This window comes from Sphingomonas cavernae (assembly GCF_003590775.1).
GTDB classification, from domain to species: Bacteria; Pseudomonadota; Alphaproteobacteria; order Sphingomonadales; family Sphingomonadaceae; genus Sphingobium_A; species Sphingobium_A cavernae.
The window spans coordinates 711,601-735,789 of sequence record NZ_QYUM01000004.1 but is presented as its reverse complement, the minus strand read 5'-3'; the positions used below and the strand labels follow the sequence as shown (position 1 = coordinate 735,789).

At 63.3% G+C, this 24,189-nt stretch carries 22 protein-coding genes; 14 read left to right on the top strand and 8 right to left on the bottom strand.

Annotated features, from left to right (window positions below; translation table 11 throughout):
- Positions 1-7: 7 nt before the first annotated feature.
- The 5 genes from D3876_RS18815 (at position 8) to D3876_RS18795 (ending at position 5,200) form a co-directional block, all read left to right on the top strand.
- The gene (locus D3876_RS18815; protein ID WP_119765110.1) at positions 8-970 is read left to right on the top strand and encodes a hypothetical protein; all 963 of its coding nucleotides are present in this window, start codon (positions 8-10) and stop codon (positions 968-970) included.
- Positions 958-1,896 (top strand): transposase, encoded by a 939-nt coding sequence (locus tag D3876_RS18810; protein ID WP_182912069.1) that lies wholly within the window; start codon positions 958-960, stop codon positions 1,894-1,896. The genes D3876_RS18815 and D3876_RS18810 overlap by 13 nt, the downstream gene beginning before the upstream one ends.
- Positions 1,897-1,980: 84 nt before the next feature.
- Positions 1,981-2,739 (top strand): response regulator transcription factor, encoded by a 759-nt coding sequence (locus tag D3876_RS18805; RefSeq protein WP_182912068.1) that lies wholly within the window; start codon positions 1,981-1,983, stop codon positions 2,737-2,739.
- Positions 2,740-2,773: 34 nt separating this feature from the next.
- A complete protein-coding gene (locus D3876_RS18800) occupies positions 2,774-4,318 on the top strand; it encodes an acyl-CoA synthetase (protein WP_238475448.1) in 1,545 nt (514 codons plus the stop codon).
- Between the two features lie 93 nt (positions 4,319-4,411).
- Positions 4,412-5,200: a crotonase/enoyl-CoA hydratase family protein gene (locus D3876_RS18795; RefSeq protein WP_119765716.1), complete on the top strand. Its 789-nt coding sequence runs from the start codon at positions 4,412-4,414 to the stop codon at positions 5,198-5,200.
- A gap of 190 nt (positions 5,201-5,390) precedes the next feature.
- Here the strand turns inward: D3876_RS18795 and D3876_RS18790 are convergent, their stop codons facing one another.
- Positions 5,391-5,876 (bottom strand): SRPBCC family protein, encoded by a 486-nt coding sequence (locus D3876_RS18790; RefSeq protein ID WP_119765104.1) that lies wholly within the window; start codon positions 5,874-5,876, stop codon positions 5,391-5,393.
- A gap of 47 nt (positions 5,877-5,923) precedes the next feature.
- On the opposite strand from D3876_RS18790, the gene D3876_RS18785 reads away from it, so the two are divergent.
- Positions 5,924-6,247, top strand: coding sequence for an ArsR/SmtB family transcription factor (locus tag D3876_RS18785; RefSeq protein WP_119765102.1), 324 nt, complete (start codon positions 5,924-5,926; stop codon positions 6,245-6,247).
- 183 nt (positions 6,248-6,430) lie between these two features.
- On the opposite strand, the gene D3876_RS18780 is transcribed toward D3876_RS18785, so the two are convergent.
- The 3 genes from D3876_RS18780 to D3876_RS18770 form a co-directional block, all read right to left on the bottom strand.
- Complete coding sequence (locus D3876_RS18780) at positions 6,431-6,871, bottom strand: acyl-CoA thioesterase (RefSeq protein ID WP_119765100.1); 441 nt, start codon at positions 6,869-6,871, stop codon at positions 6,431-6,433.
- Positions 6,868-7,653 carry an SDR family NAD(P)-dependent oxidoreductase gene (locus tag D3876_RS18775; RefSeq protein ID WP_119765098.1) on the bottom strand — a complete coding sequence of 262 codons (786 nt, stop codon included), beginning with the start codon at positions 7,651-7,653 and terminating at the stop codon, positions 6,868-6,870. Before D3876_RS18775 ends, D3876_RS18780 begins: the two co-directional genes overlap by 4 nt.
- 90 nt (positions 7,654-7,743) lie before the next feature.
- Positions 7,744-8,913, bottom strand: coding sequence for an acetyl-CoA C-acetyltransferase (locus D3876_RS18770; RefSeq protein WP_119765096.1), 1,170 nt, complete (start codon positions 8,911-8,913; stop codon positions 7,744-7,746).
- A 100-nt stretch (positions 8,914-9,013) separates the two neighbouring features.
- Between D3876_RS18770 and D3876_RS18765 the strand changes: the two genes are divergently transcribed.
- A complete protein-coding gene (locus tag D3876_RS18765; protein ID WP_119765094.1) occupies positions 9,014-9,679 on the top strand; it encodes a nitroreductase in 666 nt (221 codons plus the stop codon).
- A gap of 2 nt (positions 9,680-9,681) precedes the next feature.
- Here D3876_RS18765 and D3876_RS18760 read toward each other — a convergent pair whose 3' ends face one another.
- The 3 genes from D3876_RS18760 to D3876_RS18750 all read right to left on the bottom strand — a co-directional run bounded on the left by D3876_RS18760 (position 9,682) and on the right by D3876_RS18750 (position 11,584).
- Entirely contained in the window at positions 9,682-10,038 is a 357-nt protein-coding gene (locus D3876_RS18760; RefSeq protein WP_147417691.1) for a hypothetical protein, read from the bottom strand.
- Between the two features lie 109 nt (positions 10,039-10,147).
- Positions 10,148-10,975: an alpha/beta fold hydrolase gene (locus D3876_RS18755; protein ID WP_119765090.1), complete on the bottom strand. Its 828-nt coding sequence runs from the start codon at positions 10,973-10,975 to the stop codon at positions 10,148-10,150.
- A 51-nt stretch (positions 10,976-11,026) separates the two neighbouring features.
- Complete coding sequence (locus tag D3876_RS18750) at positions 11,027-11,584, bottom strand: DNA-3-methyladenine glycosylase I (RefSeq protein WP_420801980.1); 558 nt, start codon at positions 11,582-11,584, stop codon at positions 11,027-11,029.
- Between the two features lie 277 nt (positions 11,585-11,861).
- Between D3876_RS18750 and D3876_RS18745 the strand changes: the two genes are divergently transcribed.
- The 3 genes from D3876_RS18745 (at position 11,862) to D3876_RS18735 (ending at position 17,561) form a co-directional block, all read left to right on the top strand.
- Positions 11,862-13,658, top strand: a complete 1,797-nt coding sequence (locus tag D3876_RS18745; RefSeq protein ID WP_119765088.1) for an ABC transporter ATP-binding protein — start codon at positions 11,862-11,864, stop codon at positions 13,656-13,658.
- Between the two features lie 66 nt (positions 13,659-13,724).
- Positions 13,725-14,228, top strand: coding sequence for a GNAT family N-acetyltransferase (locus D3876_RS18740; protein ID WP_119765086.1), 504 nt, complete (start codon positions 13,725-13,727; stop codon positions 14,226-14,228).
- A gap of 849 nt (positions 14,229-15,077) precedes the next feature.
- Positions 15,078-17,561, top strand: coding sequence for a TonB-dependent receptor (locus D3876_RS18735; protein WP_119765084.1), 2,484 nt, complete (start codon positions 15,078-15,080; stop codon positions 17,559-17,561).
- Positions 17,562-17,621: 60 nt separating this feature from the next.
- On the opposite strand, the gene D3876_RS18730 is transcribed toward D3876_RS18735, so the two are convergent.
- Positions 17,622-18,776 carry an acyl-CoA dehydrogenase family protein gene (locus D3876_RS18730; RefSeq protein ID WP_119765082.1) on the bottom strand — a complete coding sequence of 385 codons (1,155 nt, stop codon included), beginning with the start codon at positions 18,774-18,776 and terminating at the stop codon, positions 17,622-17,624.
- A gap of 213 nt (positions 18,777-18,989) precedes the next feature.
- On the opposite strand from D3876_RS18730, the gene D3876_RS18725 reads away from it, so the two are divergent.
- The 4 genes from D3876_RS18725 (at position 18,990) to D3876_RS18710 (ending at position 23,853) form a co-directional block, all read left to right on the top strand.
- Positions 18,990-19,994, top strand: coding sequence for a fumarylacetoacetate hydrolase family protein (locus D3876_RS18725; RefSeq protein ID WP_119765080.1), 1,005 nt, complete (start codon positions 18,990-18,992; stop codon positions 19,992-19,994).
- 243 nt (positions 19,995-20,237) lie between these two features.
- A complete protein-coding gene (locus D3876_RS18720; protein ID WP_119765078.1) occupies positions 20,238-21,413 on the top strand; it encodes an acyl-CoA dehydrogenase in 1,176 nt (391 codons plus the stop codon).
- Positions 21,413-22,627, top strand: a complete 1,215-nt coding sequence (locus D3876_RS18715; protein WP_220475487.1) for a CaiB/BaiF CoA transferase family protein — start codon at positions 21,413-21,415, stop codon at positions 22,625-22,627. The genes D3876_RS18720 and D3876_RS18715 overlap by 1 nt, the downstream gene beginning before the upstream one ends.
- Positions 22,628-22,794: 167 nt before the next feature.
- A complete protein-coding gene (locus D3876_RS18710) occupies positions 22,795-23,853 on the top strand; it encodes an MBL fold metallo-hydrolase (protein ID WP_119765076.1) in 1,059 nt (352 codons plus the stop codon).
- Positions 23,854-24,189 lie beyond the last annotated feature (336 nt).

Genomic DNA, 24,189 nt, shown 5'->3' with positions numbered 1-24,189 from the left:
TACGAACGTGCGCAACCGCAGCGAACTGCTCGCCAGGCTGGCGAAGGACCGGGTCGCACTGACCGCCGCCCGCCACCGCGCCGCGATGATGTGGCGAGATCATCCGGCGCGGGAGGCGCTGAGACACTTGCTCGATGAATGTGCTGTGGCCGATGTCGAAGTCATGGCGGGAACGATCGTCACGCACTTGGCCAAGGGCGATCCGGTTGCCGGGCTGATGGCCGATCTCGGCGCCATGCTGGAGCAGGAGCCGTTCTTCGATCCGCCCTGCGCGACGATCGATGACGAGGTTCACCGGGGCATCGTGATCCTCGATCACCCGGTAGCCATCGTCACGCTGAGCGTAGCCTCGGCGGACAGGATCGCGGCGCGCAAGGCGCTGGGCCATGGCGCGGGTTCGGTGGGCACTTCAGGCGCGGTGTCTGTGATCCGATTTCACCGGGCGGGGGGAGCAAGGCTGCGTTTCTGGCATTGCGAGGGCGCGACATGTTCTGCATCGGGCGCACCGCAGGCGTGCCGCGACGATGACGTGCTGATCGTTGACGGGCGCAGCCGTGGCTTTGTGATCGAATCCTGCGAATCCGATATCGTCATGCTGCGCGTTACACTGAAGCGCGGGCAAGCGGCGATGCGGCGCGAATATGACGCAGCGTCCGGCGCACTTGTGGGTGTCGCATCCAATGACGAAGCAGCTTCACGCAGCCAGATGCTGCTGACCTTGCTGCGTATCGCCGGGCGGCAGGATGCGGCAGACTGCTTCCATGATGCCATAGCCAGCGAAACCCATTTCCTGCGCTGGCATGCGATGCGCGAGTATCTTGCGTTGGCGCCGGCCGCCGCGCTGCCGCTGCTGCGACGGATGGCGACGCATGATCCGCATGATGAGGTGCGGCTTGCGGCGCACGCGACGCTCGAAACCTTCGCGGCGCGCAATTCGGACAACCAGCCGAAGTCGCGATGCCGCGCCTGATCGAAGTCGACACCGACGACGCGATCGACCTGGGGGAGCTGATCACCTGTCTGGACGAAGACGGTTTCGATCCGCGCGATGAGGAGAGCTTCACCGCCGCCGCGGCGTCGCTGCGCAAGCTCGCGAACAATCGTCATTTTCTGACCGACATCGCGATCGGCGAGCTCAAGACGCGCTGCCGGAACCAGTTGGCGAGCAACCGTTATGGCGCGCAGGTGATCATGCTGCACAGGGCGTCGGCCAAATATTTCATCCGCGCCAATTTTTGGCCCGCCAGTCACGACAGCGTGTCGCGCGCCAGCGGGACTGCGCCTTTCTTCTACGGGGTGCCGCACGATCATAATTTCTCGTTTCTGACCGTCGGCTATCTGGGACCCGGCTACTGGAGCGAATATTACGAATATGATCATGACGCTGTAACCGGCTTCGTCGGTGAACTAGTCGACCTGCGCTTCGTCGAGCGGTCGCGGCTCGCGCCGGGCCGGACGATGCTCTACCGGGCACACCGCGACGTACACCTCCAGCTTCCCGCCGACGAGATGTCGGTGTCGATCAACATTGTGCAGGCGCTGCCAGAACAGATCTGGCTCGACCAGTACCGCTTCAATGTCGGCAAGGGCGAGATCGCCGGCATATTGAGCAGCGCGCCCACCGAGGCGCTGCTCGCGCTCAGCGTTCATTACGGTGACGGCAACGCGCTCGATATCGCGACGCATTTTGCCGGGCATCACCCGAGCGACCGCGTGCGCTTCAGTGCCTGGCGAGCGCTGGCCTCCGCCGAAGCCGACGCGACTGCGCGCGCGGCATGCTATGCGCGCGGTCTCTCGAACGGCAATCGGTTCGTCAGTCGCGCCTGCGCCAGAGCCTTACGCGACATGGATCACGCCGGCCGGCCGCCGAACGATCGCGCGCTTTTGCATCCATAACGGAGTCGCTTGCGCTCGCTATGCCCCCGCATGTGCGATGAAGGGCGCCATACGGCCCAGGAGGCGCGCGCGGTTGCAGTCAAAATGGTCAAGATTCTGGTTGCCAGCAATGACGAGGGCCGCGCGGCGATGATCGGCCAGGGTCTTGCTTCGGCGCCCGGCTTCACCGTCCAGTTCTCACCACCTCCGCAATGGCTGCGCGATATCGTTCGAACGCGTTTCGATCTGGTGCTGGGGCTGGACGATTCGGATTTTGTCGACCGACTGGATCAGCTTCGCGCCATTGGCGCGAACCTGCCCGTTATCGTCGTGACCACGGCCGCCACTCCCGAAGCGCGCGTGCGCGCGTTGCGTGCGGGCGCCGACGACGTCGTCGATCACCGGTGCCTTGCCGAAGAACTGTTGCTCCGCGCGACCCGGCTGACACGTCGGACTGCTCCGTGCGGGCACCGGCCTGAAGCGGGCGGGCTGGTGATCGACAGGATCGAGCGCCGCGTCTGGCGCGACGATCGTGAGATCCACCTGTTGCCGCGAGAGTTCCAGTTGCTGATGTGCCTTGCGCGACATCCGGGCGCGATCCTCGATCGGCGTGCGCTGCTGGCGACGGTGTGGCGCCTCTCCTTCGATCCGGGCACGAATGTGGTGGAGGTTCACATGTCCCGTTTGCGCGCAAAGATCGACCGCGGTTTCGGTCAGCCGCTCATCGAAACGGTGAAGGGCGCGGGATACCGTTTCGCACACGCGCTCCAAAAACGCGCCTGTTTTTCCGAAAACAACATCGGGACTGGTGACAGCGCGGCTGGCGCGTGTACGATGACGTTTACGGAAAGGGCAGGCGCGTGACGACCCGCCCGTCGCGCAAATGGAGAGCCTTGCCTTGAGCCATCCCTGCCACCACGCACGAAGCACCCCGGACAAGCCCGCGGTTATCTTCGCCCCTAACGGCGAGGTGCTCGACTACCGCACGCTCGACGCACGATCCAACCAGGGCGCGCACCTGTTCCGTGCGATCGGGCTTGAGCGCGGAGAGGCGGTGGCCTTCCTCTTCGACAATCATATCCGCTTCTTCGAGCTGGCCTGGGCGGCGCAGCGCGCGGGGCTGTTCTTTGTCTGCATCCCCAGCCGGCTCACAGCGCCCGAGATCGCGTATATCGTGCGCGACAGTGGCGCGAATGCGCTCATTGTGTCGGAAGGCGTGGGGCCGGTGATTGACGAACTGCCCGCGCTTTTCGGAGATTCGCCGCGTTTCCTGATCGGCAAGGCTCGCCCGGGCTATCGCGACTGGATTGCCGAAGCGTCGGCGCAGCCCGAAACCCCGATCGCAGACGAGAGTGCGGGGGTCGATATGCTCTATTCCTCGGGCACGACCGGGCGGCCCAAGGGCGTTCGCGTTGCGCTTCCTGAAGATCAGGCAATCGACGCACCGAGCGTGCTCGTCCAGCTCGCGCAGGCGCTTTACGGGTTCGGCAAGGACAGCATCTATCTCTGCCCCGCTCCGCTCTATCACGCCGCGCCGCTGCGCTGGAGCATGGTGGTGCATCGGCTGGGCGGCACCATCGTGCTGATGGATCATTTCGACGCGGAAGAGGCGCTGAAGCTGATCGAGCGCTATCGGATCAATGTCAGCCAGTGGGTGCCCACGCATTTCGTGCGGCTGCTCAAGCTGCCCGAAGCGGTGCGCAGGCGCCACGACGTCTCTTCACTCAAGTCCGCTGTGCATGCGGCGGCGCCATGTCCGATTCCCGTGAAGGAAGCCATGATCGACTGGTGGGGGCCGGTGATCGACGAATATTATGCGGGTTCCGAGGGGATCGGGCTGACCTCGATCCGTTCGGCCGAATGGCTGACGCACAAGGGCTCGGTCGGCCGCTCGATGCACGGCATCGCGCATATCTGCGACGAGGACGGCAACGAGCTGCCGCCGCGGACCGAGGGGCTCGTCTATTTCGAGGGCGGCAGCGAATTCGAGTATCACAATGATCCGCAAAAGACCGCTGAGGCGAGCAACCGTCATGGCTGGCGCACGATCGGCGATATCGGCTGGCTCGACGAGGAGGGCTATCTCTACCTCACCGACCGCAAGAGCTTCATGATCATCTCGGGCGGGGTGAACATCTATCCGCAGGAGATCGAGAACCACCTTGTCACGCACCCCAAGGTGATCGACGCGGCCGTGATCGGGGCCCCGTGCGCCGACATGGGCGAGCGCGTGGTGGCGGTGGTCCAGCCGGTCGACATGGAGGAAGCGGGAGAGGCGCTTGCCTTCGAGTTGATCGCCTTCTGCCGCGAAAGCCTGTCAGGCGTGAAGACACCGCGCCAGATCGACTTCCTCGCAGAATTGCCGCGTCATCCGACAGGAAAGCTCTACAAGCGGCTGCTACGCGACAAATATTGGGGCAAGGGTGAGGGGCGGATTGTGTAACCATCCGTCATGCCAGCGAAGGCTGGCATCTTGCGGGCAAGGACAATGAGATGCCAGCCTTCGCTGGCATGACGCACAAGTTGGAGTGCAATGATGAACGACCGCGTTTCGATCGCCTTCGACAAGGGTGTCGCCGATGTCCGCCTCAACCGCGCCGACAAGATGAACGCGCTCGACCCCGCGATGTTCGAGGGCATAGCAGCGACGATCGCCGAGCTCGGCGCGATGCACGGGCTGCGCGCGGTGGTGCTGTCGGGCGAGGGGCGCGCATTCTGCGCCGGGCTCGACATGGCGAGCATGGCGTCTGGCGGGGCGAGCAAGGATCTCGACATTCATGCGCGCACGCACGGGCTGGCCAATATTTTCCAGCAAGTCGCGTGGGGCTGGCGCGAACTTGCGGTGCCCGTGATCGCGGCGGTGCACGGTGTCGCGTTCGGCGGCGGCTTCCAGATCATGTCGGGCGCCGATATCCGCATAGTCCATCCGGGCACGCGCATGTCGATCATGGAAATGAAATGGGGGCTCGTGCCCGACATGGCAGGGATCGCGCTGTGGCGAACGCTGGTCCGCGACGATGTTCTGCGCGAACTGACCTACACCAATCGCGAATTCACAGGCGAGGAGGCCGCGCGGCTCGGCTTCGCGACGCGGCTGTCGGACAATCCGCATGCCGAGGCGATGGCGCTCGCGCACGAGATCGCCAGCCGCAATCCGCACGCGATCCGCGGAGCCAAGCGCCTCTACAACCTCGCCGCCGATGGCGACGCCGCCGCGGTGCTCGATGCCGAAAGCGTCGAGCAGGCGCTGGTTATCCGCACTCCCAACCAGATCGAGGCGGTGATGGCGAACATGCAGAAGCGCGCGCCGAAATTTGGGGATTAAGACGCATCGGGCGCAAGCCTGACGGTGCAATTGGGGAAGCTACTCTTCACCCCTCCCTTCCAAGGGAGGGGACGGGGGTGGGCAGCGAGCGGAGCGAGCTTTTCGAAGCTAGAGTTATGATCGCCTGACGGCGACACCCACCCCTAACCCCTCCCTTGGAAGGGAGGGGTAAAAGTCCGATCGCGGCCCGCTACTTATACATCCCCTCGCGCAGGTTGATGCCGTGTTCGATCCATATCTTCATCGCGCACAGCATCTGGGACCAGCCCATGCAATTGTCATAGGAGCCGAGCAGACCTTCCTGCGTCTCGCGCCAGCCCTGTTCGGTGATCGAGACGAGCGTGCGCTTGCCTTCGTCGACGGGCGCGAAGGTCATGGTGACGCGCGTCGAATAGCCGGGGACCGAGGGGGGCTTGCCGCTCGGCATGTCGAACGTGCCTTCATGCGCCTCCCATTCGAGCACGATACGCTCGTCGGGGACGACCTCGATCACCTGGACGGGGAAGGCGCCGGGGAAATCGTGGAAATCCCATGTCACCGTAGCACCCGTCTCGAGCCGTCCCTGCGCGCCGCCCGTGGTGAAATAGTTGGACAGCTTGGCGGGATCGGCCACCGCCTCGAACACCTCATGCACCGTGCGCGAGATGTGCGCGGACACCTTGAACTTGAGGTCCATGGATTCTCTCCTTGAGTCGTGCTCCAATTATGTTATAAAAACATAACATGTCAATCGGTGACGCATATGACAAGGTTTTCAAGGCGCTGGCCGCGCCGGTCCGACGGCAGATCCTCGACGATCTGCGCGATCAGCCGCTCACCACGGGCGCGCTCTGCGAGCATTTCGCGGATCTGGATCGCTGCACGGTGATGCAGCATCTGAAGGTTCTGGAGGCGGCCGACCTGATCATCGTCGAGCGCCGCGGGCGCGAGCGATGGAATCATCTGAATCCGCTGCCGATCCACGCGATTCATGAACGCTGGATCGGTCCGCACGCCGCGGCGGCGGTGGGCGTGCTCAACCGGTTGAAGGTCGATCTGGAGCGTTAGGTCCATTCCGATCAACTTGATCCGTTCGTCCCGAGCGAAGTCGAGGGACGTCTTGCGTCGGTGCTAAACGTCCCTCGACTTCGCTCGGGACGAACGGATGTCAGTCAATCACAACAGAACACATTCTGGAAAAAGCAGCCACTGTAGAACCCGGCCTGCGCCGGGGTACTTGGGGCCAACCGCTCAGCCCGCCTGCCGGACCCGGTTAGCCTCAAGCAGAGCGCGCATCTCGGCGGGTAGCGCAATCGCGCCCGTGGTATCGGTGAAGACGATCACCGTGTCGCACGTGGCGACGCATTGGCCGTTCTGGAAGGCGGCCGCAAGGATGGTCCAGGATCGGCTGCCGATCGTCCCGATGCCGCTCGCGATCTCGACATCGTCTGGAAAATGGGCCTCGGCGACATAGTTGATCTCGACCTTGGCGATCAGCCAGCGAATGCCCTTCTGGCGCCGCCCGAGCCCGAGCGAATGATTGAAGCGCACGCGGCCGCTCTCGAACAATGCCGCCATCGCGACATTGTTGATATGGCCCAGCGGGTCGAGATCCTGAAACCGCGTTTCCGCGGCGTGGATATAAGGGTAGGCGGCCCTTTCGAGCCGCCACCCTTCCGGCTTTCCGTTCACCGCGGCGCCATGCGGATGGCGCCGTCGAGGCGGACATCCTCGCCGTTGAAATAGCCCGTCTCGATCATCGTGAGCGCGAGCGCGGCATATTCATTGGGCTGGCCGAGACGCTTGGGGAAGGGCACCGACGCCGAAAGCGCATCGCGCACATTGTCGGGAAGGCCCGCGAGCAACGGCGTCTCGAAGATGCCGGGCAGGATCGTGTTGACGCGAATACCCTCGCTCATCAGGTCACGCGCGATGGGAAGCGTCATGCCGACGACGCCGCCCTTCGACGCCGAATAGGCCGCCTGGCCGATCTGGCCATCCTCGGCCGCCACGCTCGCGGTGTTGACCATCGCGCCGCGCTCGCCGAACTCGCCGACCGGATCGAGCGTCATCATGCCCGCGGCCGACTTGGCGATGCAGCGGAACGTGCCGATCAGGTTGATCTGGATCACCCAGTTGAAGGCGTCGAGCGGGAAATGCTTGATCTCGCCGGTGTTCTTGTCGCGGCTCGCGGTCTTGATGCCGTTTGCGGTGCCCGCGCAATTGACGAGCACGCGTTCCTGCCCGTGCGCGGCGCGCGCCTTTGCGAAGCCCGCGTCGACGCTCTCGTCCAAAGTGACGTTCACTTCGCAGAACACGCCGCCGATCTCGGCCGCGACCTTCTCGCCCTTTTCGGCCTGAAGGTCGAAGATCGCGACCTTGACGCCCTTGGCCGCCAGCGCGCGCGCGGTGGCTTCACCGAGGCCCGATGCCCCGCCGGTGACTACGGCGGCTACCGTTGAATCAAGTTTCATGTGTTTCTCCTAGTATCCCGGCGAAGGCCGGGATCCAGCCTTCGATGACTCTGGGCCCCGGCCTTCGCCGGGGCACTCCGCTAATTGGCCTTACAGCCGTTCGATGATCGTGACGTTGGCGAGCCCGCCGCCTTCGCACATCGTCTGCAGACCGTACTTGCCGCCGTGGCGCTTCAGCGCATTGACCAGCGTTGCCATCAGCTTGGTGCCCGAAGCGCCGAGCGGATGGCCGAGCGCGATCGCACCGCCATGGACGTTGATCTTTTCGGGATCGGCGCCCGTATGCTTGAGCCACGCCAGCGGCACGGGCGCGAACGCCTCGTTGACCTCGTAAAGATCAATGTCGTTGATGCTGAGCCCCGCGCGCTTCAGCGCCTTGTCGGTTGCGAACAGCGGTTCCTCGAGCATGATCACCGGATCGCCGCCGGTCACGGTGATATTGTGGATCCGCGCGATCGGGGTCAGACCGTGATCCTTCAGCGCCTGTTCGGACACGATCATCACCGCGCTTGCGCCGTCGCAGATCTGACTGGCGTTGGCCGCGGTGATCACGCCGCCTTCGGAGAGCAGCTTGACCGAGGCGATGCCTTCGAGCGTCGCGTCATGCCGGATACCCTCATCGACTCGGTGGCTCTGTTCGCCCTCGGGAGTCTCGACGGTCAGCGCCACGATCTCGTTCTCGAATGCGCCCGCCTGCGTCGCGGCTGCGGCGCGCCGGTGGCTTTCCAGCGCATAGCGGTCAAGCTGTTCCTTCGAGAAGCCGTGCTTGCGCGCGATCATCTCGGCGCCCATGAACTGGCTGAACTCGATGCCGGGATAGCGCGCCTCCTGGCCCGGGCTCTTGGGGCCGCCGAGGCCCGCCTGCGCGTAAAGCATCGCGGTCGAGCCCATCGGCACGCGCGTCATGCTCTCCACGCCGGCGGCGATCACGACATCCTGCGTGCCCGACATCACCGCCTGTGCGGCGAATTGCATCGCTTGCTGCGAGGATCCGCATTGCCGGTCGATCGTGACCGCAGGCACGCTTTCGGGGAAGCGCGACGCGAGCACCGCGCTGCGCCCGATCTGGCCGGTCTGCTGGCCGCCCTGGCTGACACAGCCCATGATGACGTCGTCGATCGCGCGCGGATCGATTCCCGTGCGGTCGGCGACCGCGTTCAGGACCTGCCCCGCCATGTCGGCGGGATGCCAGCCGGCGAGACGGCCACCGCGCTTGCCGCCCGCGGTGCGAACGGCTTCAACGATATAGGCTGTGGGCATCGCTATCTCCTGTATTTCGGATATGTCGGGTTCGAAAACTGCTCTTGCCGTTTACGTTAACGTTGGCAAGGGTGGGAATGCAATTGATAGGAGTGTCAGGATGACTGTGAGTGAGGCAATCGCGACGAGGCGTTCGGTCCGCGGCTTTCTGGATACGCCGGTCGAGCCCTCGCAGATCCGCGCGATCCTCGAGAAAGCAGCGCGCGCGCCGAGCGGCGGTAATCTTCAGCCCTGGCATATCGACGTGGTGACGGGCCATGCCATGTCCCAACTGAAAACGTTGATGCTGGAACGGCTCGCGGCAGGCGCAGCCGAGCGCCACGCCTATGACATCTATCCGCCCAACCTGACCACACCCTATCGCGACCGCCGCTTCGCCATCGGCGAGGCGATGTATGGCCATATCGGCATCCCGCGCGAGGACAAGGTGGCGCGCAGGATGTGGTTTGCGCGCAACTTCCAGTTTTTCGGCGCGCCCGCCGCGATCTTCTGCACGGTCGACCGCCAGATGGGACCGCCGCAATGGTCGGACCTTGGCATGTTCCTGCAGAATGTGATGCTGCTCTCGATCGAGGCGGGGCTTGCAACCTGCCCGCAGGAATGCTGGGCGATCTATCCCGAGACGATCACAGAATTTCTCGGCATACCGCCCGAACGGATGCTGTTCTGTGGTATGGCGATCGGACATGAGGACATGTCAGAACCCGCCAACCGGCTCCGCGCCGAGCGCGCCTCCATCGACGAATGGGCAGCCTTTCACGATTGAAGCTATTGGGGCGGCTGGCTGGGCACGGTCACATTGGAGGGCAGGGGCTGGCTTGGGATCGACACGTTGGCCACGGCTTGAGAGGCGGGTTCGGCCGCTTCATCGCTTTTGGTTTTGCGCTCCGGTTTGGCTTGCGCGGTTTCCGGACGGGGCAGCGAAGAGGTCGGAGTCTCGGCGGACATGCCGCCCGCATAGCCGACCGCAGCGTCGATCGCGGTGATATCGGACGGGCTCTCGCCCGCGGCCTCGCCATCACCCGATGCAAGGACCGCATCCGCGGTATTGGCCTCGGAAGCGTCTTTCGACGTTCCGCACGCGGCCAGTCCCGCGACCAGCACCACTATTGCAATGCGCTTCATTCGACGACGACCTCCGCCGGCGGGTTTAGGGTGTGAGCGATGCGCTGTGAAGACGCGAAAGGGACAACCCGCCGCACCGGCGCATTGCCCCGTCCGCAACTACGGCGTGTCAGCCCTTCAGAAAGGCGAGGACGTCGGCGTTGAAACGGTCCGCCTCGATCTGGGCGAGGCCGTGGCTGCTGCCTTCGTAGACTTTAAGGGTTGAGCCCTTGACCAGCCCGGAGGTCATCAGCGCTGAGGCGCCGATCGGTACGATCTGGTCGTCGTCGCCGTGGAGGACGAGCGTCGGCACATCGATCTTTTTGAGGTCGTCGGTGAAGTCGCTTTCCGAGAAGGCCTTGATAGAGTCGAGCTGGCCCTTGAGGCCGCCCATCATACCCTCGCGCCAGAATTCCTGGCGCACGCCTTCGGAAATCTTCGCGCCTTCGCGGTTATAGCCATAGAAGGGTATCGTGAGGTCGTAGAAGAACTGCGAGCGATTGTCATAGGTGCCCTTGCGAATACCGTCGAACACATCGAGGGGAAGGCCGCCGGGATTGGCTTCGGTCTTGAGCATCAGCGGGGGGACCGCGCCGACCAGCACGACTTTCGTCACACGGCCCGTGCCATGCCGGCCGAGATAGCGAGTGACCTCGCCGCCGCCCGTCGAGTGGCCGATCAGGATGACGTTCTTGAGGTCGAGCTGCTCGATCAGCTCGCCGAGGTCGTCTCCATACTGGTCCATGGTATTATTGTCCCAGACCTGTGCGGAGCGGCCATGGCTGCGGCGGTCATGCGCAATGACGCGGTATCCGGCACCGGCGAAGAAGACGAGCTGGGGATCCCAGGCATCGGCGCTGAGCGGCCAGCCATGCGAGAAGACGATCGGCTGCGCGTCCTTGCTGCCCCAGTCCTTGTAGAAGATCTCGGTGCCGTCGCTGGTGGTGATCGTGCTCATGACAAGGTTCCTTTCAGTTCAGTCTTGATCCGCTATTGTGCAAGAGGGAATTCAGACGCTGGTTGCGTCGCGGCGAAGGCAATCGGGGGCATGGTCGTTGACCAGCCCCACCGCCTGCATCCATGCATAGACGATCACCGGGCCGACGAACTTGTAGCCGCGCTTCTTGAGCGCTTTCGAGATGTCGACCGAGAGCGGGGTGCTGGCTGGAACGTCAATCCCGTTGCCGCGGATGGATTTGCCGTTGACGAAATCCCACGCGAAATCTGCAAAATCCTCGCCAGCGTCACGCATCGTAAGATAGGCGCGGGCATTGCCGATCGTGGCCTCGATCTTGGCGCGCGCACGGATGATGCCGGGATCGCCCATCAGCCGCTCGACGTCCGCGGGCGTGAAGCGCGCGAACTTTTCCGGATCGAAGCCCGCGAAGGCCGTCCGAAATCCTTCGCGTCTGTAGAGGATCGTCCGCCACGACAGCCCCGCCTGAAAGCCCTCGAGCTGGAGCATCTCCCACAACATGCGCGAATCGCGCACCGGCACGCCCCATTCGGCATCGTGATAGGCGCTCATCAACGCGTCGCCTTCGGCCCATTTGCAGCGATTTGCCAACGATCTGCTCCTTGATGAGAACCTGTGTCATTTCCCAAGCCTTGCCAACGGCTTGCGCAAAGCGCGAACCGATGATACAGAGCCATTTGTTCCACGCGAAGACAGAAGGAGGGCCAAGATGACAGCATCCACCGCATCCCACGCCCTCGGCAGGTTCAGATGCAATAGCGGCGTTCTCCGCCACTAGGTTCTGAAGCCACCCTGATGCGGGCCTTTCCCCCGCATCGCATTTCCTGACATCGTTATTGGAGACGGCGCGATCGCGCCGGTTCACGACATGACCAATATATCGGCCAAAGGCCGCACGGGCGTAGTCCGTGCCGTTCTCGCCTTCACTTTCCGCCACTGGGCGCACCAGAAAACGCGCGCCGTGGCGATCGCGCTGACGATTTCGGCCGCGACCGCCGCCGAAATCTTCGTGCCGCTGTTCGCTGGACGCCTTGTCGACGCGCTGACCGCGGACGCGCGTGATCACGCGCTGACACTGTTCGCGGCGATGGCCGCGCTTGGTCTTGCGACGGTGGCGTTGCGCCATTTCGCATGGGCGGGCGTCGTGCCCTTCACGCTGCGCATCATGGGCGACGTGACGCAGGACACCTTCCACCGCGTCCAGCGCTTCTCGACCGACTGGCACGCCAACAGCTTCGCGGGCTCGGTCGTCCGGAAGATCACGCGCGGCATGTGGGCGTTCGACACATTGAACGATGTGCTGCTGCTCCAGCTTCTGCCCTCGCTCGTCGTGCTGCTCGGCACGATGCTGCTGCTCGGCGCGCAGTGGCCCGTGCTCGGCATCGTGATGGCGGCGGGCGCTGTCGCCTATATCGCGATGACGGTGCTGGTCGCGACGCTCTGGGCCGCGCCGGCATCGTCGCTGTCCAATGCCTGGGACACCAGGATGGGCGGGCTGCTTTCCGATGCGATCGGTTCGAACGCGGTGGTCAAGGCATTCGGCGCCGAGGAGAGAGAGGAGCAGCGGCTCGGCTGGCTTACGGCCAAATGGCGCAAGCGTACGCGGCGGACATGGATGCGCTACACCTGGTCGGGCACCGCGCAGGTGGCGGTGCTCTGGGTCGTGCGCACCGCGATCACGGGGACAGCGCTGTGGCTGTGGTGGCGGGGGCACGCGACCCCCGGCGATGTCACCTATGTGCTGACGAGCTATTTCGTCGTCCACGGCTATCTCGTCGATATCGGCTATCACGTCCATCACCTCCAGCGTTCGGTGAACGAGATGGAGGAACTGGTCGAGATCCACGAGCAGCCGCTGGGCATCGAGGATCGCGCCGATGCGAAGCCCATCCGCATCACGGCGGGCGAGGTGCGTTTCGACCATGTCACCTTCCGCTATGGCGGGCATGACACGCCGCTCTATGACGATCTCTCGGTCGTCATTCGCGGCGGCGAGCGTGTCGGGCTTGTCGGCCATTCGGGCTCGGGCAAGACGAGCTTCGTCAAGCTCATCCAGCGGCTTTACGACGTGTCCGAAGGCCGCGTGCTCATCGATGGGCAGGACGTGTCGCACGCGACGCAGCAATCGCTGCGACAGCAGATCGCGATCGTGCAGCAGGAGCCGATCCTGTTTCACAGGAGCCTTGCCGACAATATCGCCTATGCCCGGCCATCGGCATCGCAGGCGGAAATCGAGCGCGCGGCGAAGCTCGCCAATGCGCATGATTTCATCGCGCGCTTGCCACGCGGCTATGCCACGCTGGTGGGCGAGCGCGGGGTGAAGCTGTCGGGCGGCGAACGTCAGCGCGTGGCGCTTGCGCGCGCCTTCCTCGCCGATGCGCCGATCCTGATCCTCGATGAGGCAACCTCGAGCCTTGACTCGGAAAGCGAGGCGCTGATCCAGCAGGCGATGGACCGGCTGATGACGGGCAGGACCGCGATCGTCATCGCGCACCGCCTGTCGACGGTGCGCACGCTCGACCGGATCCTCGTCTTCGAACAGGGCCGGATCGTCGAGGATGGCGATCACGAAGCGCTGCTCGCGGATTCCCGCGGCACCTATCGCCGGCTGTTCGACCGGCAATCGGGCGCCATCGATGACGAGCCCGTCTTCATAGACGCGTAAGGCACCGGCTCGCCCGTGGGCACGGGCGAGCCGGTCACGCATCTTCATTCAAGGGAAGGACTGCCGATGCCCGGCACGTTTTTGATACGCGACTATGTTTCCGGCGACTGGGATGTGATCGCCCATGTCCATGACCGTGCCCGGCTGGATGAACTCTGGCTCACCGTCGGCGTCGATGCCTTTCGTCCGCTCGCCGAGATAGCGCATGACGAGGGGCTGTTCGATGGGACGTTATGCGTTGCCGTCCTCGATGGTGTCGTCAGCGGTTTCATCGCGACCGACGCGGGAGAGATTGCGTGGCTCTACACCGACCCCGACCTTTACCGCCGAGGGATCGCTCGCCGGTTGCTGCGTCATGCGATCGCTCTTTGGGAGGGCGAGATGCGCGTTTCGGTATTGGTAGGCAACGATCCCGCGCTGGCGCTCTATCGTTCGGAAGGGTTCGAGATCGTCGAAACGCGGGACGGCAACCTGCAATGCTTCGACGATTTTCCCGCGCGCGGGCACATCCTCAGGCGCGGACCGGCCCGGAACACCGCGCAACCGAGCACCGTCGACAAGTCGCGATAGGGAAGGCCCTGTGATCCCCTGTTGCAGCAAGCGGAGGGGCGGGGAGAGTTTCCTATCGCCCGACGCGATGGCGGTGACGGAAAATGGGAGCAGGGCCAAATTGGTTCTGATCAGCTCTGTTTGTCCGTCTTTGTCAATGCTGACACAATCGGCCCGCTGCCGCCGTCACATCGGCGCCCAATTTCAATAGAAGAACTTCGCCTTTTTGCGACGATTGCTGGGCTTCGTGGAATTCCCACCAAGTTGATTGGTTCTTGTCTGTTCAGACAAACAAATCCGAAACTTGGCTGCTAGGTCATTCATCAAGATCAATAAAAAGATTAGGCGGCGTAGCGATGATGTCGCTCGTGCTCGGCCTGGCCAACTCATTGGGAGGCGATATGCGCTGAAAGCATCTTTGACTGCGGCCCTCTCATCGTTGCCTGCGATTGGCTGCCGAGGCGCAATACGAGCGCCAAGCTGCACGATACCCGTCGGCGGATACATCGGTCAGCGACTTCGCCGCCAATGCTGCAACTTCCGCAATTCTCGAGAAACACGTGCCCAACAGGCAGGTTTGTCACGGCCATAGCGGCAAGGCCGGGTCTGCGAACTCAAGCGCAAGCGGAGACTCCGGGCACCTCATGACCGTCTGAAGAGCCAGAGCTGCACGACATGGGCGCGCGACGAACGTGGGCGGTTCATGAGATCGCGCCAGAAGATTGGGGATGCTCACCTGAAGTTTGTCACGCACAGCTACAACGTTTCACATAAATAAATCTTCCAAAATAGAAGAATTGATCTCTGTCTCTTTAAAGAAAAGATTGGATATGTGAGAATTGGTATAAAATAAATCATGGGGGAGGTTTAATGAAAATATCAAAATCACTGATGCTGGCCAGCGCCGGACTTGTATCGCTGACCTCACCGGCAGTTGCGCAGGGACTTGTCGAGACGCAAGGTACGGAGGCCGGCAATGCGGAGCTCACCGGCGATATCGTGGTGACCGCACGACGCAGGGAGGAATCGCTCCAGGACGTGCCGCAAACTGTCAACGTCGTCACCGCAGACCAGATCGACAAGCTCAATATCCGCAATTTCAGAGACATTCAGGCTGTGGTTCCCGGTCTGACGCTTAGTGGCACCGGCAGCTTTTCGACATCGGCCACCGTGCGCGGCGTCGCCTTCAATCCCGAGGCCAGCGGGAACAACGCGACCGTCGAATTCTATCTGAACGATGCGCCCATTTCGTCGAACTTCCTGTTCCAGTCGATGTTCGATGTCGGGCAGCTCGAACTGCTGCGGGGACCGCAGGGCACGCTGCGTGGCCGCGCCTCGCCCTCGGGGTCGATCACGGTCACCACGCGCCGGCCCGATCTGGGCGAGGTGGGGATGGTCGCGAATCTGACCGCCACCGACAGCGACGCCTATAAGGGCGACTTTGCCTTGAACCTGCCTATCATCCGGGACATGCTCGGCGTGCGAATTGCCGGCGTGTACGACGATAATGACGGCAATCGCGTGCATTCGATCAAGGAAGACGGCCAATTCAGCCGTGCGCCGTTCCGCGAGACGAAGGCGATCCGGGCGACCGCCCGGTTCGAGCCGACCGACTGGCTTTCGGCCAACTTCATGTACCAGACGCTGGAGCAGCAGAACCTGCAATATGGGCAGGTCCAATCGGCAAGCTTCGTGACGGGGGCGCCATCCGTGGCACCGCCCGCCATCGGCGCTTTCGACCGACTGGCGATAGAGGATGCAGGCACCGTCGGCGCGCAGAACCAGGAGATCTACACTTGGAACGCCGACCTTCGCTTTGTCGGCCAGGTCTTCAGCTATGTCGGGTCCTACAACAGCCAGGATTTCGCGTCGATGGGCGCTCAGGATGGCGCGGACTATTTCGCGCCGCCGCGATTTCCTTTGGTGCAGCGCCAGTTTCGCGATCCCGCAGGCAATGAGGCCGTCTGTGCGGAGCAGGGCGTGCGTACGGGCACTATCCCCACGAACCAGGTCTATTTCCAGTGCACGCACGGACGCGCAATGCGCGAGTCCCACGAAATCCGGCTGGCATCCGAGGAACGGCTTGCGGGAATTTTCGACTATGTGATCGGCGGCCTTTACGATCGCAACAAGACACCAAGCAGACTGACGCAGGAAACGCCGATTCTCGCGACCCCGACGCGGGTGGGGCTCATCAATCTCACCCCCATCGTACGCGATGGCAACTCGACCGAGAAATCGGGCTTCGCGAACGTGACGGCGCATGTGGGCGACAGTCTCGAACTGTCCGGAGGGCTGCGCTATATCGAGTATAAGAGCTTCTCGTCGATCGTGACGGGCGGCACGCGTCCCATCCCGGATCAGACCGAGAAATTCGATGCCACGATCTATACGGCATCGGCCAAATATCGGTTCAACGACGATTTTATGGTCTATGCCACGGTTGGCAGTTCATGGCGGCCGGGCGCATTTGCGGTCGGCGATTTCAATCTTCGCCCGACGCCGCGCGAACAATCCTTCTTCGATCTGCCGCCCGAAACGTCGACATCCTACGAGATCGGTCTGAAGGCGTCGTTTTTCGACAAGCGCGGTCGCTTCAACCTGAGCCTGTATCGTCAGGATTTCGACGACTACGTCTATCGCGGCCCGTCGGTCTATTATGTCAACTATGCGCTGCAAGGTGGCGTGGTGCGGCCGGCGGTTGCCTCGTTCAACTTCGTCGCGGGCGTTCCCGCGCGCGTCGAGGGCGTGGAAGCCGAGGCTTCGTTCCAGATCATGCCACGCTGGAGCGTGGCCGCGAACTTCAGCTATGCGGATGGCAGGATCCGCAATGGCCTTGTCGCCTGCACCGACCTCAATGGCGACGGGGTTCCAGACGTCAACGCGCCGCTGCCCACATTGGCGCAACTGCAAGCGGCCGTGGGCGCTGGAGAGAATGTTTCGCAGTGCGAATTCAGTGGCCGCGCCACCTTTGCGCCGAAATGGAACGCCAATCTGCAATCGGAGGCGGGTTTCACGCTTGCCGACTGGTCCGACGGCTTTGTCCGCGGGTTGCTCAACTACACGCCCGACAACGCAAACGACCCCAATAATTCGCTGGATGACGTGAAGGGCTATGCGCTCCTCAATCTCTACACAGGCGCGCGCGATCCCGATGGAAGCTGGGAAGTGTCGCTCTTCGCGAAAAACGTGTTCAACACCCAGCGCATCCTGAGCCGTGGCGGCGCGCCGCTTTCCGCGTCGATCCGGACTTTCACGGGCTCTCTGAACTACGTGTCGGACTATTACGGGATCAGCACGCTCGCGCCCCGTGAATTCGGCATAAACCTGCGCGTCGCGCTCGGATCACGCTGAGTCTTCCTCGGCGTCCTTGGGGCCGGACAGCGATGCTTATCCGGCCCCCTTTCGCGTCATTTACAGCTTCCGCCCGATCAGTTCCTTCATGATCTCGTTGGTGCCGCCGAAGATCCGCGTGACGCGCGCGCCGCGCCAGGCGCGGGCGATCGGATATTCGTTCATATAGCCAGCGCCGCCGTGGAGCTGGAGGCACTTGTCCATCACCTCCCATTGCAGCTCGGTGTGCCACAGCTTGGCGGCAGCGCCTTCCTCGGGCGTGAGCTCCTTTTTCATGTGCCTGGCAAGCGCCCAGTCGAGATGCGCCCAACCGACCTGGAGCTTCGACTTGAGATCAGCGAGCGTGAAGCGCGTGTTCTGGAAGTCGATTACGGGCTTGCCGAACGCCTTGCGCTCGCGCACGAATTCGACGGTATCGTCATAGGCCTTTTGCGCCGAAGACTGCGCCGAGACCGCGATCGAAAGGCGCTCCTGCGGCAACTCGCTCATCAGATAGATGAAGCCTTTGCCCTCTTCGCCGAGGCAGTTGGTCATCGGCACACGAACGTCGTTGAAGAACAGCTCCGATGTGTCGGCCGCATCCTGCCCGATCTTGTCGAGGTTGCGCCCGCGCTCGAAGCCTTGACGATCAGCCTCGACGAGGATGATCGACACGCCCTTCCACGCCGGCTGCACCTCGGTGTCGGTCTTGGCGCAGACGAGGATCAGATCGGCATTCTGGCCGTTGGTGATGTAGGTCTTGGAGCCATTGATGACATAATGGTTGCCATCCTTCTTCGCGGTGGTCCGGATGCCCTGAAGGTCGGAGCCGACACCGGGCTCGGTCATCGCGATTGCGGTCACCACCTCGCCCGAGACGAGCTTGGGGAGCCACTGCTTCTTCTGCTCTTCGGAACCATAAGAAACGATGTAGTTCACGACGATGTCGGACTGGAGCGAGAAGCCCAGCGCGACGCCGCCATGATAGGCGGCTTCCTCGTCGACGATCGCGTTATAGCCGAAGTCGAGGCCGAGCCCGCCATATTCCTCGGGCACGGTGGGGCAGAGCAGGCCCAGCTCGCCCGCCTTGGGCCAAACCGCCTTGTCGACGATTCCCGCGTCCTCCCATTTTGCGGCATTGGGCGCGACCTCTTCCTGCATGAAGCGGCGGACGGTCTGGCGGAAGGCTTCGTGATCCTCCGAATAGGCGGTGCGCGCGAGCTGATCGAGTGACATGGGGGCTTCCTCTCCGGTGTTTCTGTTATTGGTACTCTCCTCCAAAGGGAGCCGCACCTGACGTTTTCGTCAAGTGGCTTTCCGTTCGCGTCAGTTCCGTAGGGGAAATGGACAGGTGTAGTTGCAATTGATACCAGTCGCGCGATTCGGCGCTTGGGGCTTGACCGTCGGCGTGCGAAACAGGTTGGCAAAACCAGAACCGGGAGAATGCGTATGAAGCTGGCAAGCCTGAAGGCGGGACGCGACGGAAAACTCGTCGTGGTGTCGAACGACCTCGCCTGGTACGCGGACGCCAGCCACATCGCGCCGACGCTCCAGTCCGCACTCGACGATTGGGACCGCGTCGAGCGCGATCTCCGCAACCTCGCCACCGACCTCGGGCATGATGCCATCCCCAAGGAGCGCTTCCACGAGCGCGAGGCCGCGTCACCGCTGCCGCGCGCCTATCAATGGGCGGACGGCTCGGCCTATGTGAACCATGTTGCGCTCGTCCGGCAGGCGCGCGGCGCCGAGCTGCCCGACAGCTTCTGGCACGATCCGCTGATGTATCAGGGCGGCTCCGACGGCTTCCTTGCGCCGCGCGATCCAATCCCGCTCGCCGATGAAAGCTGGGGCTGTGACATGGAAGCCGAGGTCGTCGTCGTGACAGGCGATGTGCCGCAGGGCGCGACGCGCGAGCAGGCGCTCGCAGCGATCCGCCTTGTCGGCCTTACCAATGACGTGTCACTTCGCAACCTCATTCCCGGCGAGCTCGCCAAGGGTTTCGGCTTCTTTCAGTCCAAGCCCGCAAGCGCGATGTCGCCGGTGTTCGTCACCCCCGATGCGCTGGGCGATCGCTGGAAGGACGGCAAGCTCTCGGGCGCGCTCCATGTCGATTATAACGGCCAGCCTTTTGGCCGCGCCGATGCGGGCGAGGATATGACCTTCGATTTCGGGACGCTGGTCGCGCATGCGGCGAAGACGCGCGCGCTTGTCGCAGGCACTATCATTGGATCGGGCACCGTCTCCAACCGCGACGCGGGCGGCGGCCCGGGCAAGCCGATTGCCGAAGGCGGGCTCGGCTATAGCTGCATCGCCGAGATCCGCATGATCGAGACGATCCAGTCGGGCAGCCCCACGACTCCCTTCATGAAATCGGGCGATACCGTCCGCATCTGGATGGAGGACGAGCAACACCACCCGATTTTCGGGGTGATCGAGCAGGTGGTGAACGGCTGAGCATCTGTCCTACACCGCGCGATACTGGCATGGTCCGCAAGAGGCCGTCCGGCCCGCGCCGTGGAGGGACGAATCAAGATGCGCGTTTGTGAGAAGTTTGCGAAGTTAAGCGAAGCCAGGCCACGGCTGGCGTCCGATGTGACGACGCTGCCCGGCCCGTTGCGCGCAGCGGGCGGGGGTTGGCTGCGCGCTCGGGCTGCGGCATAGGCAGCCGCAACAAATCTCTTCAGGACAGGATGATCGATGGCCGCTTTCACGCCTTTCAAATGGGATGATCCCTTTCTTCTCGACGCACAGCTTACCGACGACGAGCGGATGATTCGCGATACCGCGGAGAACTATGCGCAAAGCAAGCTGCTGCCGCGCGTGCTGACCGCGACGCGCGAGGAGCGCTTCGACCGCGAGATCATGAATGAGCTGGGCGAACTCGGGCTGCTGGGTGCGACGATCGACGGTTATGGCTGCGCGGGCGTGAGCCATGTCGCCTATGGCCTCGTCGCGCGCGCGGTCGAACGCGTGGACTCGGGCTATCGCTCGGCGATGAGCGTTCAGTCGTCGCTCGTCATGCACCCGATCCACGCCTATGGCACCGAGGAGCAGCGCCAGAAATATCTACCGCGGCTCGCAAGTGGCGAGATTGTCGGCTGCTTCGGGCTGACCGAACCCGACGCAGGGTCGGATCCCGGCGGCATGAAGACCCGCGCCGTCGCTGCAGATGGCGGATACCGCCTGACGGGCTCGAAGATGTGGATCACCAATTCGCCGATCGCCGATATCGCGGTGGTCTGGGCCAAGCTCGACGGCGTGATCCGTGGCTTCATCCTCGAAAAAGGAATGGAGGGGCTGAGCTTCCCCAAGATCGAGGGCAAGATGTCGCTCCGCGCCTCGATCACGGGCGAGATCGTGATGGACGACGTCTTCGTTCCCGAGGATAATCTGCTCCCCAATGCGCACGGCCTTGGCGGACCGTTCGGCTGTCTCAACAAGGCGCGCTACGGCATTGCATGGGGCTCGATGGGCGCGGCGGAAGACTGTTTTCACCGCGCACGGCAATATGTGCTCGACCGCCAGCAGTTCGGGCGGCCCCTGGCGGCCAACCAGATCCCGCAGTTGAAGCTTGCCAACATGGAGACCGAGATCGCGCTCGGCCTCAACGCCGCGCTGACGGTCGGCCGCAACATCGATGCGGGCACCTGGGCGCCCGAGATGGTGAGCCTGATCAAGCGCAACAATTGCGGCAAGGCGCTCGATATCGCGCGTGTCGCGCGCGACATGCACGGCGGCAACGGCATTGCTGATGAATTCCACGTCATCCGCCATGTCGTGAACCTCGAGACGGTGAACACCTATGAAGGCACGCACGACATCCACGCGCTGATCCTCGGCCGCGCGATCACGGGCATTCAGGCTTTTAGCTGATGGTGGCGCCGCTCGCGGGCGTACGCGTCCTCGATCTTTCGCGCGTGCTCGCGGGGCCATGGGCGACGATGCAGCTCGCCGATCTGGGCGCCGAGGTCATCAAGGTCGAGCGCCCCGGTGCGGGGGATGATACCCGCGCCTGGGGGCCGCCCTGGTTTTACAACGAGGCGGGGGAACGGCTGACCAGCAGCTATTATCTCTCGGCCAATCGCAACAAGAAGTCGCTTGCGATCGATCTCGCCTCCGAACGGGGGCAGGAGATCGTTCGCGCGCTCGCGGCAAAGTCCGACATCGTCGTCGAGAATTTCAAGCAGGGCGGGCTCAAGGCCTATGGGCTCGACTGGGACTCGCTGAAGGCGGTCAATCCAAAGCTCGTATATTGCTCGATCACCGGCTTTGGACAGGATGGCCCGCGCGCGCATGAAGCCGGCTACGACTTCATGATTCAGGGCATGTCAGGGCTGATGAGCGTCACCGGCCCGATTGGCGGTGAACCGTATCGCGTCGGCGTTGCGCTTGCCGATGTGCTCACGGGTCTCAACGCGACGATTGCGATCCTTGCTGCCCTGCGCCACGCAGAGGCGACGGGCGAGGGGCAGCAGATCGACATGGCGCTGTTCGACGTCGCGGTCGCGTCGATGGCCAATCAGGCGCTGGGCTATCTGGCTTCAGGCGAGGCACCGGGGCGGATCGGCAATGAGCATCCCAGCATCACGCCGTATCAGGCCTTTCCGACAAGGGACGGGCACATCATCCTCGCGATCGGCAATGATGGGCAGTTCTCGCGCTTCGTGCGACAGGCGGGACGACCCGAGCTCGCGGATGATCCACGCTTCACCACCAACGCGCTGCGGACTGCCAACCGTCCCGCGCTGGTGCCGATCATTACCGAACTGCTGGCCGCAAGAACGACCGAGGAGTGGATGGCATTGCTCTCGCAGCATGCCGTGCCGTGCGGGCCGATCAACAGCCTGGACGCGGCCTTTGCCGACCCGCAGGCGCAACATCGCGGGCTAAGCCTCTCGATGCCAAGCGCACATGGCGCTGTCCCCGGTGTGCGTAGTCCGCATCGCCTGTCGGCAAGCCCTGCGGTCGAACCTGCCGCGCCGCCAATGGTGGGTGAGAACAACGCCGAAGTGCTTGCGGAACTGCTCGGGCTGAACGGCAGCGAGATCGATGCGCTTTTGGCGACCGGGGTGATTGGCGCACGTTGATCGGCGCGCGTCGCCTGTTGATCGAAAGCGCATTCCATCACCCTGCAGTTGACGCCATCGCTCGCCTGCAGCCGAGAGGACAGCAGGTGGGCCATCGCAGATCATTGTCGACGATTCTTGCCGTCCTTGCCCTTGCCGCAATCCCGGGAGCGGCTGTTGCGGCAGATATGTCATCCGGTGCGCTGCCGACGCCCGAAGACGGATATTATCAGCAACTCGTCCCGGTGACGAAAGGTGTGTGGGCGCTTGTTCAGACCGGGTTCCACCTTCAACCGATCGGCAACGTCACGATTATAGAGCAGGCTGACGGCCTCGTCCTCGTGGATGCCGGCGGATCGCCCGGCAACGGACGGCGCATCGTTGATCAAGTGAAGGCGCTCAGTCCCAAGCCGGTCAAGGCTGTGATCATCACGCACTGGCATGGCGATCATCCGCTCGGCCTTTCAGAAATTGTGAAGGCCTGGCCGAACGCGCGGACAATAGCCACTACGATGACACGCGCGCATCTGCGCAATCCGGCCACGATGAACACGAGCGCTACGCCCGATGCAAAGGCCAATGGCGACTATCTCGCAAGGATAGAGGGATTTCGAGGCTATACGGCGAAGAAGCTGAAGTCAGCCGGCGACGACGCGACACGCTCGAGCTGGGCTCGGACCCAGCGGATGCTCAACCAGTATATCCGCGATTCCGACGGCGCCGTCACGCTGAGCGTCGCGGAAGGTTTTGACGAGCGTCTCGTGCTCGCCGACCGTGAAACACCGGTCGAGGCGCTTTTCCCCGGCCGGGCGAACACCGATGGCGATGCGGTGATCTGGCTGCCCCGGCAACGCGTGCTGATCACCGGCGACCTGGTCGTAGCCCCGATTCCGTTCGGCTTTGGCGGTTATCCGAAAGAATGGGTCGCCGCGCTGGAACGGCTCGATCGCTATCGCTTTGTGACGCTGGTGCCGGGGCACGGCGCGGTACAGCACGATCACAGCTATCTGCGCCAGCTCATCCAGATGTTGAAACAGGTTCGTACGCGCGTCGCCGCGGTCGCCAGTCGCGGAGGTACGCCCGAGCAGGCGACAGACGCCGTTGTCCAGGGCATCGATCCGACACCCTTCGCCGGCGCCGATCCATGGCTGCTGGCCTGGTTCAGGAGCTATTGGATCGAGCCGATCGCGAAATCCGCCTGGCGCGAGGCGCGGGGTGAACCCATTGTGCAAAGTCTGCGCGAATAGGCGCGCCGAGCGCGCGCAGCCCCTTTACGATCCCGCTGTTACTCGCGTGGAACGATTCTCGCACATCATCGTTTGCTCAGTTGCGGAAGCGTGGGCTGCCGGAGCCCCGCCGCCATCTCTGGGAGAGACAGACATGAAAAGCAAATATCTGGCAGTTCTGTTGGTTGGCACTATGGCGCTTGGCGCCTGCACCACCCCTGAGGAGGCACCTCCCGCGCCGCCGCCGCCCGTAGGCGTTGGCGCAATAGCAGGCACAGTCGCGGCCGACCGGGACGGCGACGGTGTTGTTGACGGCTATTACACTTCGGACGGCGTGTATCACGCGGTTCAGGGCCC